This is a genomic window from Paenirhizobium cremeum, assembly GCF_022884085.1.
GTDB classification, from domain to species: Bacteria; Pseudomonadota; Alphaproteobacteria; order Rhizobiales; family Rhizobiaceae; genus Allorhizobium; species Allorhizobium cremeum.
This window is the reverse complement of sequence record NZ_JAGGCS010000006.1, coordinates 120706-134101: the sequence shown is the minus strand read 5'-3', so window position 1 is coordinate 134101 and position 13396 is coordinate 120706. Positions and strand designations below refer to the sequence as shown.

Below are 13396 nucleotides of genomic sequence, written 5' to 3'. Positions count from 1 at the left end.
TGGAATTGCCGCGTATCTAACGACTAAAGGCCGGCAATGCAATTGACCTGCGGCTTTCGCGGGCAAACTAATGGACGCATGAACATCCATAACGACATTCGCCCCACGCTCAAGCTCGTCCGCCTGCCGCATGGTGAGGATCTGCCGCTGCCCGCCTACGAGACGGCCGGTGCCGCCGGCATGGACCTCAGAGCCGCCCTTGCCGACGATCAGCCGATCACGCTTGCGCCTGGACAGCGCGCGCTCGTTCCGACCGGTTTCGTCATGGAAATCCCGGAGGGTTTCGAGGCGCAAATCCGTCCGCGTTCCGGCCTTGCCTTCAAGAACGGCATCACCTGCCTCAACACACCCGGGACCATCGACAGCGATTATCGCGGCGAGGTGAAAGTGCTGCTCATCAACCTCGGCGACCAACCTTTCGAGATCACCCGCGGCATGCGCATCGCCCAGACGATCATCGCTCCGGTAACGCAGGTTCGGGTTCAGGAAGCAACCGAGGCTTCCACCACCAATCGCGGCGCGGGCGGATTCGGCTCCACCGGCGTGGCATGAGCCCGCCCGACAGGCCGGGCCTCCTCTTCCGTCAGGACTATTTCGATGATCCGGCCGGATGGTCGGCGATCAAGACGCTGCTCATCGATATCTTCAACGTCGATATCAGTGCCCTCGACGGACTTGGCGGTCATGACCGCAGCAGCTTTCCTTCGGCCTATTTCGACGGCGACGGCGATTGCGTCGCCAATCTCAGCGCCTTTTCCATGCCGATGATGGTCGATGGACGCGTCATCAAGGCTGCCGGCTGGCAATCGGGCGCGGTGCGGCCCGAATATCGCGGTCGTGGCCTCTATCAGGACCTCATCCACATCACGCTCGAGCGCTGCGACGAGCAGGAGTTCGAGGCCATCGTGCTCTACACGGACAAGCCCGGCCTCTATGAGCCGCATGGCTTCCGCACCGTACCGCAATACAGCTTCAAGGGGCAAGCGCCGGCCGCGTCCGGCAAACCACGGTCGGCCCGCCCGCTCGACATTGACGCGGATCTCGATTTGTTGCGGAAGCTACTCGCCGGCCGCATGCCGGTTTCCAGCCGCTTTGCCGTTGCCGACCAGCGACTGATGTTCCTGCTGAACTGTCATCTGATCGAAGATATCAAGCTCTCCCTGCTCGCCGACGAGGAGGCTGTCATTGTGTGGCGGCTGGCGGAAGATGGAGCGTTCCAGCTTCTCGACGTCGCCGGCCCCCGTATTCCGCCGCTTGCCGAGATCGCCGCCGGTCTTGGTATCGCACCTGTTTCCGTCGAGGCATTCATCACGCCGGATCGCCTTTCCTGGGAATCAGAGGCCGTCGCGGACACCGGAACGCAGGTCTTCATGATGCGTGCGCCGGACGAGCTTTTTCCGAGAGGGCCGACCTGCATCTCCCCCATGGCGGAGTTCTGAAATCGGCTTAAGCGACCGGCGGCGGCAGGCGTCGCTTCACCGGCGTCGACTTTATCATAGACGTATTCGTCTGCGCCCGCTCCACCACGCGTTCGAGGATGCGGTCCAGATCGGTCATGCTGCGCACGGCCATGCGGCAGATGAAGCAGTCGTCGCCCGTCACCTTGTCGCATTCTGTGATCTCGGGCGTCTGCTGAATGATCCGCTCGACGATATGCAGCATACCCGGCAGCGGGCGTACCCGGACAATCGCCTGCAGGGGATAGCCAAGCGCCTCCAACTCCACATCCGCGCTGTAACCGGTCAGCACGCCCCGCTCCTCGAGCCGGCGCAACCGCTCCGAACAACTGGGCGACGAAAGACCCGCTTTCGCCGCCAGTTCCTTCAGCGAGATGCGCGCATCCTCGGCCAGTGCCTCGACGATCCTGCGATCCGCAGCATCCAGAGAAAGATGAGCCTCCACGAACTATTCTCCTAAGAAAAATACCCGAGAAAGACTATCAGCCTAATCGAAGACCAGCAATATCCCGGAAGACCGTAATAGAATGCAGCCACAACAACGGAGAGAACAATGGCTGACGCATCACGACGGGGAATCTGGGAAATGACTGCCGCCATGGCTATGTCGGGAACCATCGGATGGTTCGTGGTGATGTCGGGCGAGCCGCCCGTCAACGTCGTCTTCTGGCGCTGCCTGTTCGGTTTTCCGGCGCTGCTCCTGATCTGCCGGCTTGGCGGCCATCTGCGTTGGGCCGCGTTCGACCGGCGCCGGCTGATGCTGGCAATCGCGGGCGGCATGGCACTGGTCCTGAACTGGCTGGCGCTCTTTTCCGCCTATCCTCTTGCCTCCATTTCCGTCGCCACGATCGTCTACAACGTTCAGCCCTTCCTGTTGGTCGGCCTGGGCGTCCTGTTTCTCGGGGAGAAGGTCTCCCGCAGCAAGGTCTTCTGGCTGATCGTCGCCTTTGCCGGCACTGTGGCGATGACGATGGGCGGGGTGCAGGTTGGGACAGCCGCGGGGCCGTCCGGATATCTTCTCGGCATCCTGCTCTCGCTGACGGCCGCCTTCTGCTATGCGCTTGCGGCTCTCGCCGCCCGCCAGCTCAAGGGTACGCCGCCGCAGTTGATCGCGCTGGTACAGGTGGCGACCGGCGCCGTCATGCTTGCCCCGCTTTCGGACTGGACATCGCTGCCTTCCACGCCGGCCACGTGGTCGATGCTCGCGACGCTCGGCTTCGTGCATACCGGCCTGATGTATGCCCTGCTCTACAGCGCCATCCAGCGGCTTCCGGTCGCGCTGACAGGCACGCTGTCGTTTCTCTATCCGGTCGTCGCCGTGCTCGTCGATATATTCGCCTTCGGCCATGTGCTGACCGCAACGCAGGCGGTCGGCGCCGCCGGCATCCTGCTTGCCGCCGTCGCCGCCACGCTCAACTGGGCGCCACCGTTTCTCAACTCGCTCCGCACAAAGGAAAACCGTGCATGAGCACCTGCAGCCTTCGCCTGTGCCGAAGAGACACGCTGCATCCTGCGCTACGACCGCAGCTTCATGCGCTTGGTCTTTTGATTGGTCAGCGCTGCGCTTCGGTCACCATCCGCAAGGCGAGCGCGGCAAGTACCGTGCCCATCAACCAGCGCTGCACGACCATCCAGAAGGGACGGCCGGCAAGGAAAAGGGCAATGGACCCCGCCATCAACGCGATCAGGGAATTGACCGTGACGCTGATGGCGATCTGCATGCTTCCCAGCACCACCGACTGCAGGAGTACGCTGCCCTTGGCGGGATCGACGAATTGCGGCAGCAGCGAGAGATAGAGAACGGCGGCCTTCGGATTGAGAATGTTCGTCACGAGCCCCATCACGAAGAGCTTTTGGGGGCTGTCCTTCGGCAGGTCGCGCACCTGAAAGGGCGAGCGCCCGCCCGGCTTCAGCGCCTGCCATGCCATCCACAGGAGATAGGCCGCGCCTGCGAATTTCAGGACATCATAGGCGAAGGGCACCGCCATGATGAGAACGGTAATGCCGAGCGCCGACATCAGCATGTAGAAGACGAAGCCGAGCGCCACGCCGCCAAGCGAAACAAGGCCGGCAACCGGCCCCTGGCAGATGGATCGCGACACCAGATAGATCATGTTCGGCCCGGGCGTGAGCACCATGCCAAGGCAGATCAGGGCAAATGCGAGGATGACAGGCGGAGAAGGCATCGGAAATCCAATTGGAAATGTCGGACAAAGGCGGGCGCCGCAAGCCTATGCGGGCCAGAACACCCGCCGCAAGCACAATCCTGTCACCATTGCAAGTTCGCGCGAGGAACGATAGGGCGTCACCGAAGACCGGAGCAATACCGGCAACCGGATTCGCGGCCCAGTCCTGGTCGCGGGAACCCGTGTTTCACGAGGAGGAAACCATGACACCCGCCACCCTGCTCGCCTATAGCGGCGCCCTCTTCATCGCCGCCGCCATTCCCGGGCCGGGCATGACGGCGATCGTCGCGCGGGCCCTCGGCTCCGGTTTCCGTCCGACATTCTTCATGGGGCTCGGCCTCATCCTTGGCGACCTCTGCTATCTGACCGCGGTCGTCCTCGGTCTCGCCCTGGTGGCGCAGACTTTCACCACGCCGTTTCTCATCATCAAATATCTCGGCGCACTCTATCTCTGCCACATCGCCTGGAAACTCTGGACAGCCGGACTGCTTCCACAAGACATCGAGGCGCAGCGCTCGACCCATGCCGGCCTGTCGTTCCTCTCCGGTTTTCTACTAACGCTCGGAAACCCCAAGACCATGCTCTTCTACGTCGCGCTGGTGCCGACATTGCTTCCTCTCGACAAGATCGGCGCGCAGGATTACGCGCTGCTTGTGAGCATTACTTTCGCGGTGCTGATGGCGGTTCTGGTGCCTTACATCCTGCTCGCCTCGCAGGCCCGGTCGCTTCTGAAAAAGCCGGCAGCCCTCAAGGCCCTGAACCGCTCGGCGGCCAGCGTTCTGGCCGGTACCGCCGCCTATATCGCCACCCGCGCATAGGCTGGAATGACTTTCGCAATCGAGGCATCGGGTCGCAGCGTTTTTTCCAGACTATCGGCGCCAAGCGGATGAAGGCTTCTGGCGAGCGGTCGGTTTTGATCCTATTGTGATTTCCGACAAAGGGCATTTCCAGGGAGCAAGATCATGTCGGAAGCCAAGAAGCCGGGCCGCGGCCGCGTCTACAACTCGATCACCGAGACCATCGGAGACACGCCGATCGTGCGCCTCGACAAGCTCGCGAAGGAGAAGGGAGTGAAGGCCAATCTTCTGGCAAAGCTCGAGTTCTTCAATCCGATCGCCTCGGTGAAAGATCGTATCGGCGTCGCCATGATCGAAAGCCTCGAGGCTCAGGGCAAGATTGCGCCCGGAAAGACCACCCTCATCGAGCCGACCTCCGGCAACACAGGTATCGCACTCGCCTTTGCCGCCGCGGCAAAGGGTTACAAGCTGATCCTGACCATGCCGGAAACCATGTCGATCGAGCGCCGCAAGATGCTGGCGCTGTTCGGCGCGGAACTGGTCCTGACCGAGGGGCCGAAGGGCATGAAGGGGGCAATCGCCAAGGCCGAGGAACTGGCCGCGACGCTGCCGGACGCCATCATTCCCCAGCAGTTCGAAAACCCTGCCAATCCGGAAATCCATCGCAAGACGACCGCCGAGGAAATCTGGAACGACACGGATGGCAAGGTCGACATCTTCGTTGCCGGTATCGGCACGGGCGGCACCATCACCGGGGCCGGCCAGGTGCTGAAAGCGAAAAAACCTTCGATCAAGGTTGTCGCCGTCGAGCCGGCCGACAGTCCCGTGCTCTCCGGCGGCAATCCCGGCCCCCACAAGATCCAGGGCATTGGCGCCGGTTTCGCTCCGAAAATCCTCGACACCGCGATCTATGACGAAATCGTCACCGTCACCAATGATGAAGCTTTCGAAACCGCGCGGCTCGTGGCACGGCTTGAGGGTGTACCCGTCGGTATCTCCTCCGGTGCCGCGCTAACGGCGGCGATCAAGGTCGGCAGCCGCGAGGAAAATGCCGGCAAGACCATCGTCGTCATCATCCCGTCCTTTGCCGAGCGTTATCTGTCGACGGCCCTTTTCGCCGGCCTCGGCGAATAACAGCCGTCCGGCTCTGCACCGCATCAAGGGGCGCGACATGGCGCCCCTTTCGCCTTCCGGATTCATCCGGCCCAGCTTCACGCGGCGGCAGAGAGCCGTTCCGACGGGATTCTATAGGAAATCGCCTCGGCGAGATGGATGCGCCCGAGCATCGCCGCTCCGTCGAGATCCGCAAGCGTTCGCGCAACCTTCAGCACCCGATGATAGGCTCGGGCTGAAAACCTGAATTTCTCCGCCGCATCCCTCAGGAGTTGTGTGCCGCCGGCGTCCAGTTCCGCAAACTTTTCGATCATCGCCGTCGAGCAACGGGCGTTGGTCGCCACGCCCGCGATACCGGCCGTCGCAAAACGCTCCCGTTGCCGTTCGCGGGCAGCGGCAACGCGACGGGCGACATCTTCGCTTCGCTCGGCCGCCATCGGCTTGATGAGGTCGGTGGCCGAAACGGCCGGCACATCGATGCGGATATCGATGCGATCCATCAGGGGGCCGGAGATCCGTCCCTGATAATCGGTGAGGCAACGCGGGCCGCGGGCGCAGGTGTGTCCCGGCTCTCCCGCCATGCCGCAGCGACAGGGGTTCATGGCCGCCACAAGCTGGAAATCGGCAGGATAGGAGACCCGGTGATTGGCCCGCGCGATGATGCATTCGCCGGTTTCCAGGGGCTGGCGCAGCGCATCCAGCACCTGCGGCGAAAACTCCGGGAACTCATCGAGGAAGAGTACGCCGTGATGTGCGAGCGAGGCTTCGCCCGGCCGTGCCCGCAGACCGCCACCGACAAGAGCTGCCATGGTGGCGGAATGATGCGGCGTGCGGAACGGCCGCCGGTCGGAAAGCTTGCCGCCCGAAAGCTGGCCGGCAACGGAATGCACCATGGAGACATCCAGCAATTCGGCGGCGGAAAGCGGCGGCAGGATGGACGGCAGGCGAGCTGCCAGCATCGATTTACCGGAGCCGGGAGGCCCGACCATCAACAGATTATGGCCACCGGCGGCAGCGACTTCCAGCGCCCGCTTGGCGCTCTCCTGTCCCTTGATATCGGCGAGGTCAGGCAGATTGGCGGCGGGCGCTCGTATCGCCGGTTGCGGCCGGGACAGAACCTGGGTGCCGCGAAAATGGTTGGCAAGCGCAATCAGGCTGCGGGGTGCCAGGATATCGATGTCCGACCCCGCCCAGGCAGCCTCGGCGCCGCTTTCGGCCGGGCAGATCAGGCCCTTGCCCATGCCGTTCGCCCCGATTGCGGCGGGAAGGGCGCCGGCCACGGCGGCAATCGTCCCATCGAGATTGAGTTCGCCGATGACGACATAGCCGGAAAGCGCATCGGCGGGAATGGCGCCAAGTGCGGCCATCAGGCCAAGCGCGATCGGCAGGTCGAAATGCGAGCCTTCCTTGGGAAGATCGGCGGGAGCGAGATTGACCGTCACCCGCTTCGGCGGTAGCGCCAGTCCCGAGGCATGAAGCGCTGCCTGTACCCGTTCCCGGCTTTCGGCCACCGCCTTGTCCGGCAGGCCGACGATCTGCATGCCGATCTTGCCCGGCGCGACCATCACCTGAACATCGACCGGAACACCCTCTATGCCCTGAAATGCAACCGTACTGACACGCGCCACCATCGCCCGTTCCCCTGCTCGCCCCTCAGCTGGCCATCTGCGCAACTACATCTTGCGCGGGCTGCCGATTGCAATCTTGCACGATCGCAATGCAAAAACAAGAACATTAACGGAACAAATTCGCGCTAAAGTCGGAAACGGGTTGTCGCCGGTTGCATTTGGCGAACAAAACCGGATCGCACACGGCTGCGATCCGGAGCGCGGTCAGGCGCGCTTCTTTTCGATGGCGTCCCACAGGAGCGCTGCAATATCGGCGCCACCGAATCTCTTCACTTCGCGAATGCCGGTGGGCGACGTCACGTTGATCTCGGTCATGTAATCGCCGATGACATCGATGCCGACCAGCAGGAAGCCACGCTCCCTCAGCGCGGGCCCAATGCGGGTGCAGATTTCCTTCTCGCGTGCCGTGAGTTCGGTTGCCTCGGCCCGACCGCCGACATGCATGTTCGAACGGCTGTCGTGTTCGGCCGGCACGCGGTTGATGGCGCCGACGGGTTCGCCGTCAACCAGAATGATGCGCTTGTCGCCCTTGCGCACCGCCGGCAGATAGGCCTGGGCAATGAAGGGCTCACGGAACATCTGGTGGAACATCTCGATCAGCGACGAGAAGTTGCGATCGTCGCGAGCGGAATGGAAGACGCCGGCACCGCCATTGCCGTAAAGCGGCTTGAGGATGATATCGCCCATCTCCTCACGGAAGCGGGCGATCTCGCCTGCATCGCGGGTAATCAGCGTCTTCGGCGTGAGATCGGCAAATTCTGTGACGAAGATCTTCTCCGGCGAATTGCGCACCCAGGCCGGATCGTTCACGACGAGCGTCTTCGGATGAATGCGTTCGAGCAGATGGGTCGAGGTGATATAGGCCATGTCGAAAGGCGGGTCCTGCCTGAGCAGGACCACATCCATGGTCGAGAGATCGACCTGTTCGGCCTCGCCGAGCGTGAAATGGTCGCCCTTCACGTCACGCAACTGCATCGGCTGGACGGTGGCGAAGATGCGGCCGTCGCGCATGCTGAGCTGGTTCGGCGTATAGTGAAAAAGCCGATAGCCGCGGGCCTGCGCCTCCAGGCTCATTGCGAAAGTGGAGTCCCCCGCAATATTGATGGTGGAGACGTGGTCCATCTGGACCGCGACATTGATAATCTTCGCCATGACCCTGCCCCTGTTGAAAGCCTTGGAGATTTAGGCTTCCTCAAGGCCAAAGGCAACGTCCCGCGGTCTTCAATTTTGCTGATAGGCGGATCAGCCGAGCACGCTTTTTGCGGTCGGGGAACGCAGCGCGTTGCGGATACGGTAAAGGATCGCCAGCGGCTCGGGAAAGGGTTTGCGCAGGAAGGCGATCTTGCGCACGTATTCGTCCACGCGCCAGGTTGCCCAGGTGCCGCCGCGGAAATAGGCGATATCGCCTGCCCGCAGGATGCGCTCCGTGCCGTCTTCCGCGGTAACGTGCACCTCGCCCTCCTGGATCACCACGGTTTCGTCCCAGCCGAAATACCAGCGGAATTCCCCCGCCGTGCAATCCCATACGGCCGTCGAACTTGCTTCGTCTGCGCTGGTGGAATGATCGCCGACGCGGGCGATCGGCGTTCCGCGAATGATCCATTCGGGATTGATCGGCGCGGGCTTCAAAGCGAGATGGCCGCTATTGGCCGAGACGACCGGCGGGACATCGCCGAAACGGCGCGAGCGCGGCATCGTCATCAGCACGCCGGCCATGCCGGCAATCAGGAGCTTCAAAGGCATTTCCGTTCCCATCAGCTTGTGAATTTCGCGGGAACGCTACCAAAGAGCGGTTATATTACCGTTCGCAGGATCGCTAAAATTGCAGCAATTCGCCGCCCCGGATCGAGGCGGCGAGGCTGCAAACGGTGGAGACGATCATGCCGGAGACGTTTCCATCACCGGATTTGCCTCTCCGACCTGCGGCACCTCCGTCGATGAAGCCGCGATCCGCCGGCCGTTGGCGCGATCGAAGAAATGCAGACGCTGCGGCATGACCGCGAGACGCATCTGCGCCGGAATTTCCGTGCCGAGCGCAATGACGGCAGTCAGTGGCTGGCCGCCGACAAGACCGTGGACGAGGCGATGGGCACCGAGTTCCTCGACATAATCGACCTTGAACGGCAGAGACGGTTCGTCTGCGGCGGCAGGCATCAGATCCTCCCCCCGGACGCCGACAGTCACCTCGCCTTCAACCGGCAGGCCGCCCGGAAATGAGATCGCCGCATCTCCGACGGAGAGTTTCCCGCCTTCCACCATCCCCTGCACAAGGTTCATCGCGGGAGAGCCGATGAAGCTCGCAACGAAGGTGGAGGCCGGGCGATGATAGACCTCGAGCGGCGTACCGATCTGCTCGATCGCACCGCCATTCAGCACCACCAGCCGGTCGGCAAGCGTCATGGCCTCGAGCTGGTCGTGGGTCACGTAGATCGCGGTCGTGCCGAGACGGCGCTGCAGCTTACGGATTTCTCCGCGCATAGTGACACGCAGCTTGGCATCGAGATTGGAAAGGGGCTCATCAAACAGGAAGACCGCGGGCTTCCGCACGATGGCCCTGCCCATCGCAACGCGCTGGCGCTGGCCGCCCGAAAGTGCCCGCGGCTTGCGTTTCAGATAGGGCTCGATCTCCAGCATACGGGCAGCTTCCGCCACACGCGCTTCGATTTCCGCCTTTGGCGTCTTGCGGTTCTTCAGGCCGTAAGCGAGGTTGTCGTAGACCGTCATGTGCGGATAGAGCGCGTAATTCTGGAACACCATGGCGATGTCGCGGTCGGCGGGCTCGATCTGGTTGACGATGCGGTCGTCGATGCTGACCGTGCCCTCCGAAATGGTCTCCAACCCGGCGACCATGCGCAAGAGCGTGGACTTGCCACAGCCGGACGGACCGACGAGCACGATGAATTCGCCATCGGCGATATCGATGTCGATGCTTCTGACGGCGCGAACCCCGCCGTCGTAGATCTTCGAGACCTGGTCGATATGAATGGAAGCCATGGGCTCAACCTTTCCTACTTGTCGGTTTCCGTCAGGCCCTTGATGAACCAGCTCTGGAAGATCACCACGACGATGACGGGCGGCAGCATGGCGAGCACGGCCATGGCGAAAGCCTCGTTATAATCGGGGATCTGCGAGCCGACCCATACCTGCAGGATCTGCTTGATGCCGCGCATCAGGGTGTAGAAGCTTTCGTCCGTCGTCATCAGCAGCGGCCAGAGATATTGGTTCCAGCCATAGACGAACATGATGATGAAAACCGCCGCGATCATCGTGCGCGAGAGCGGCACCAGCACATCGAAGAAAAACTTGATCGGCCCGGCACCGTCGATGCGCGCGGCCTCCAACAGCTCGTCCGGCACGGACTTGAAGAACTGCCGGAAGAAGAAAGTGCCAGTCGCCGACGCCAGAAGCGGCAGGATCAGCCCGGTGTGGGTGTTGAGCAGGCCGAGGTCGCTCATCACCTGATAGGACGGCATGATGCGCACTTCTAGCGGCAGAAGCAGCGTCGTGAAGATCAGCCAGAAGGCAAGCGTCGCGAAGCGGAAGCGGAAATAGACGATGGCATAGGCGGCCATCATCGACAGCACGATCTTGCCGACAGCGAAGCCGACGCCGAGGATCAGCGAATTCCAAGCCATGGTCAGGCCGGTCACCTGGCCTGTAAAGCCGCCGCCATGGAACAGCACCCTGCTATAGGTCTCGTCGAACTGGTCGCCGATCGCCAGCATCAGCCCCTTGGAATGGATTTCAGCGGCGCTGTGCGTGGATGTGGTGAAGGCGACCACCAGCGGCCCGAGCATCAGGACGACGCCGGCGATCAGGATCAGGTGGTCGAAGAACTTTGTTCTGTACATGCGCCTCTCCTCAACCGTAGTGAACGCGGCGTTCGATGAACCGGAACTGGATCAGCGTCAGCACCAGGACCACCACCATCAGGATCACCGACTGGGCCGAGGACGCGCCGAGATCGTTGCCGCGGAAACCGTCGAGATAGACCTTGTAGACAAGGGTGATCGGATTGTTGGCCGCCTTGTCCTTCACGATGACGTCGATGACGCCGAAGGTGTCGAACAGCGAATAGGTCATGTTGATGATAAGCAAGAAGAAGGCGGTCGGCGTCAGGAGCGGCAGGATGACCGTCCAGAAGCGCCGCGTTCCCGACTTGCAGTCGATCGCCGCGGCCTCGCGAATGGAGGTTGGAATGCCCTGCAGGCCGGACAGGAAGAAGATAAAATTATAGGGGATCTGGTTCCACACAGCGACGGCCACCATGGCAAAGGCGGTGTCGAAGTAGTTGATCCCGACCTTCATGTGCCAGCCGAACAGCGAGACGAATTTCACGAAGGGGCCGATATGCTGGTCGAAGAACATCATACCGATCAGGCCCGCGACCGGGGGCGCGATGGCATAGACGACGATCAGCAGTGTCCGGTAGGCCGATTGGCCGCGAATGACGGCATCGGCTTTCAGCGCCAGGAGCAGGCCGAGCGACAGGGTAAGAAAGGTGACAATCAGGCTGTAGGCGATCGTGAAACGGGCGACCTTCAGATATTCCGCGGAATTGAGGGCGTCGGTGTAGTTGCTCAATCCGACGAAACTTGCGCCGAAGCCGAAGGGGTCTTCGATGAAGAACGAGGAATGGATCGCCTGCGCCGACGGCCAGTAGAAAAAGATCGCGATGATCGCGAACTGCGGCAACAGGAACAGATAGGGTAGAAATCGCGAGGAAAACTGGACGCGCTTCATCGGGTGCCTTTCAAAGCAAACCCCGGGGGCGCAGCCCCCGGGAGCTCATCATCACATCAGGTTCCAGAAATCAGCCGGCCGTCTTGGCGAAGCGGGCGAGCAGCTCGTCGGCTTCCTTCTTGATGGTTTCCATCGCGTCCTTCGGCGTGGTTTCGCCGGAGAAGATACGGTTGTATTCGCGCTCCATCACCGAGCGGATCTGCGGATAGAAGCCCAGGCGGTAGCCCTTGTCCCACTCGGCGCCCGGCAGCGAGAGCTGCTGGATACCGACTTCGGCGGCCGGCTTCTCGGTGTAGTAGCCTTCCTTCTTAGCCAGCTCGTAGGCCGCCTTGGTGATGGCGACGTAGCCGGTCGACTGGTGGTAGAACTTCTGGATCTCGGGCGAGGTCAGGAAGTGGAAGAAGGAAGCGACGCACTTGTTTTCGGCTTCCGGCTTGCCGGCCATGGCAAACAGCGAGGCGCCGCCAATGAAGGTGTGCACGCCTTCCGGAATGATCGACTTCCAATAGGGCAGGAAGGTTGCCGAGAAGGGCATGGTCGCGGTCTTCTGCAGGCCGCCGAACGAACCCGAAGAACCGATCCAGAGCGCAACCTTGCCTTCTTCGAAGGGCTTCTGGTTGTCGTTCCAGCCGGCGCCGTAGTAGCCGAACAGGCCCTGGTCGTACCAGGCCTTCAGCTTTTCATACATCATGACGTGGTTCGGATCGGTCACGTTGATCTTCGTGTCGACGATGCTGTCGTAGCCGTTGTTGTTCGAAGCGAACTGCAGGTTATGACGCGAGAAGAAGTTCTCGGTGAATTCCCAGGTGAGCTGGGTCTGGACGAGCGGAATGTAGCCGGCTTCCTTGAGCTTCGGAGCGATGGCTTCGAACTCTTCCCAGGTCTTCGGAGCTTCGACACCGGCCTTCTTCAGGGCGTCGGTGTTGATGTACATGATCGGAGCCGAGGAGTTGAACGGCATGCCAACGAACTTGCCGGTGGAGTCGGCATAGAAGTAACGAACGCCTTCGATGAAGTCTTCGCGGTTGAAGTCATAGCCGGCCTGCTTGATGAGGTCTTCGGCCGGAATGACGGCGCCCTTCGCGTTGATGATGGTGGCGGCGCCTGCGTCGAAGACCTGCAGGATGTTCGGCTGCTCGCCGGAACGGAAGGCCGCGATGCCGGCGGACAGGGCTTCTTCATAGGAACCCTTGGAGACCGGCGTCAGCGCGCATTCGCTCTGGGCTTCGTTGAACTTCTGGGCGACTTCGTTGATGACTTCGCCGTTACGGCCGCCCATGCCATGCCACCAGGTGATGTTGGTCGCAGCAAGCGAGGTGCTTGCGGTCATGGACAGGGCCAGCGCTGCCAGTGAAAGCTTCTTGAACATGGATAAATCCTCTCCGCCGGTGTTGGGGTGAGGACTGCATTATTCGGCTTCTGTGACGCGCCCTTGAAACTTACATGACAGGGGGATGACAATCCGCAATCCC

General features: G+C 61.8%; 14 protein-coding genes. 5 read left to right on the top strand and 9 right to left on the bottom strand.

The annotated features are described in order from the left end of the window. The first annotated feature begins 78 nt into the window (after positions 1-78). Together dut and J5N58_RS12905 are read left to right on the top strand one after the other, a co-directional pair. A complete protein-coding gene (dut, locus tag J5N58_RS12910; protein WP_113467050.1) occupies positions 79-552 on the top strand; it encodes a dUTP diphosphatase in 474 nt (157 codons plus the stop codon). Then, positions 549-1439: a GNAT family N-acetyltransferase gene (locus J5N58_RS12905; protein WP_244711065.1), complete on the top strand. Its 891-nt coding sequence runs from the start codon at positions 549-551 to the stop codon at positions 1437-1439. Before dut ends, J5N58_RS12905 begins: the two co-directional genes overlap by 4 nt. Before the next feature lie 7 nt (positions 1440-1446). On the opposite strand, the gene J5N58_RS12900 is transcribed toward J5N58_RS12905, so the two are convergent. Continuing rightward, positions 1447-1902, bottom strand: a complete 456-nt coding sequence (locus J5N58_RS12900; RefSeq protein WP_244711062.1) for an Lrp/AsnC family transcriptional regulator — start codon at positions 1900-1902, stop codon at positions 1447-1449. A gap of 108 nt (positions 1903-2010) precedes the next feature. On the opposite strand from J5N58_RS12900, the gene J5N58_RS12895 reads away from it, so the two are divergent. Beyond that, positions 2011-2925 carry a DMT family transporter gene (locus J5N58_RS12895; RefSeq protein ID WP_244711060.1) on the top strand — a complete coding sequence of 305 codons (915 nt, stop codon included), beginning with the start codon at positions 2011-2013 and terminating at the stop codon, positions 2923-2925. Positions 2926-3010: 85 nt separating this feature from the next. Here J5N58_RS12895 and J5N58_RS12890 read toward each other — a convergent pair whose 3' ends face one another. Beyond that, entirely contained in the window at positions 3011-3643 is a 633-nt protein-coding gene (locus tag J5N58_RS12890; protein ID WP_244711058.1) for a LysE family translocator, read from the bottom strand. A 203-nt stretch (positions 3644-3846) separates the two neighbouring features. On the opposite strand from J5N58_RS12890, the gene J5N58_RS12885 reads away from it, so the two are divergent. Beyond that, on the top strand, positions 3847-4461 hold the full coding sequence (locus J5N58_RS12885; protein WP_112827649.1) for a LysE family translocator: 615 nt from the start codon (positions 3847-3849) through the stop codon (positions 4459-4461). 144 nt (positions 4462-4605) lie between these two features. Continuing rightward, the gene (cysK, locus tag J5N58_RS12880) at positions 4606-5574 is read left to right on the top strand and encodes a cysteine synthase A (protein WP_113338419.1); all 969 of its coding nucleotides are present in this window, start codon (positions 4606-4608) and stop codon (positions 5572-5574) included. A 77-nt stretch (positions 5575-5651) separates the two neighbouring features. Here the strand turns inward: cysK and J5N58_RS12875 are convergent, their stop codons facing one another. From J5N58_RS12875 to J5N58_RS12845, 7 genes are all read right to left on the bottom strand, one after another. After that, positions 5652-7184: a YifB family Mg chelatase-like AAA ATPase gene (locus J5N58_RS12875; protein ID WP_112827647.1), complete on the bottom strand. Its 1533-nt coding sequence runs from the start codon at positions 7182-7184 to the stop codon at positions 5652-5654. 201 nt (positions 7185-7385) lie between these two features. Further along, the gene (gene gshB, locus J5N58_RS12870; RefSeq protein ID WP_244711055.1) at positions 7386-8333 is read right to left on the bottom strand and encodes a glutathione synthase; all 948 of its coding nucleotides are present in this window, start codon (positions 8331-8333) and stop codon (positions 7386-7388) included. Positions 8334-8423: 90 nt separating this feature from the next. Beyond that, positions 8424-8897, bottom strand: coding sequence for a cupin domain-containing protein (locus J5N58_RS12865; protein WP_244711224.1), 474 nt, complete (start codon positions 8895-8897; stop codon positions 8424-8426). Between the two features lie 162 nt (positions 8898-9059). Then, positions 9060-10175, bottom strand: coding sequence for a sn-glycerol-3-phosphate import ATP-binding protein UgpC (locus J5N58_RS12860; RefSeq protein ID WP_113443819.1), 1116 nt, complete (start codon positions 10173-10175; stop codon positions 9060-9062). Between the two features lie 14 nt (positions 10176-10189). Beyond that, positions 10190-11032: a sn-glycerol-3-phosphate ABC transporter permease UgpE gene (ugpE, locus tag J5N58_RS12855; protein WP_112827644.1), complete on the bottom strand. Its 843-nt coding sequence runs from the start codon at positions 11030-11032 to the stop codon at positions 10190-10192. Between the two features lie 10 nt (positions 11033-11042). Further along, entirely contained in the window at positions 11043-11924 is an 882-nt protein-coding gene (locus J5N58_RS12850; protein ID WP_112827643.1) for an ABC transporter permease subunit, read from the bottom strand. Between the two features lie 70 nt (positions 11925-11994). Then, a complete protein-coding gene (locus J5N58_RS12845; protein ID WP_113438951.1) occupies positions 11995-13293 on the bottom strand; it encodes an extracellular solute-binding protein in 1299 nt (432 codons plus the stop codon). Between the last annotated feature and the right edge of the window lie 103 nt (positions 13294-13396).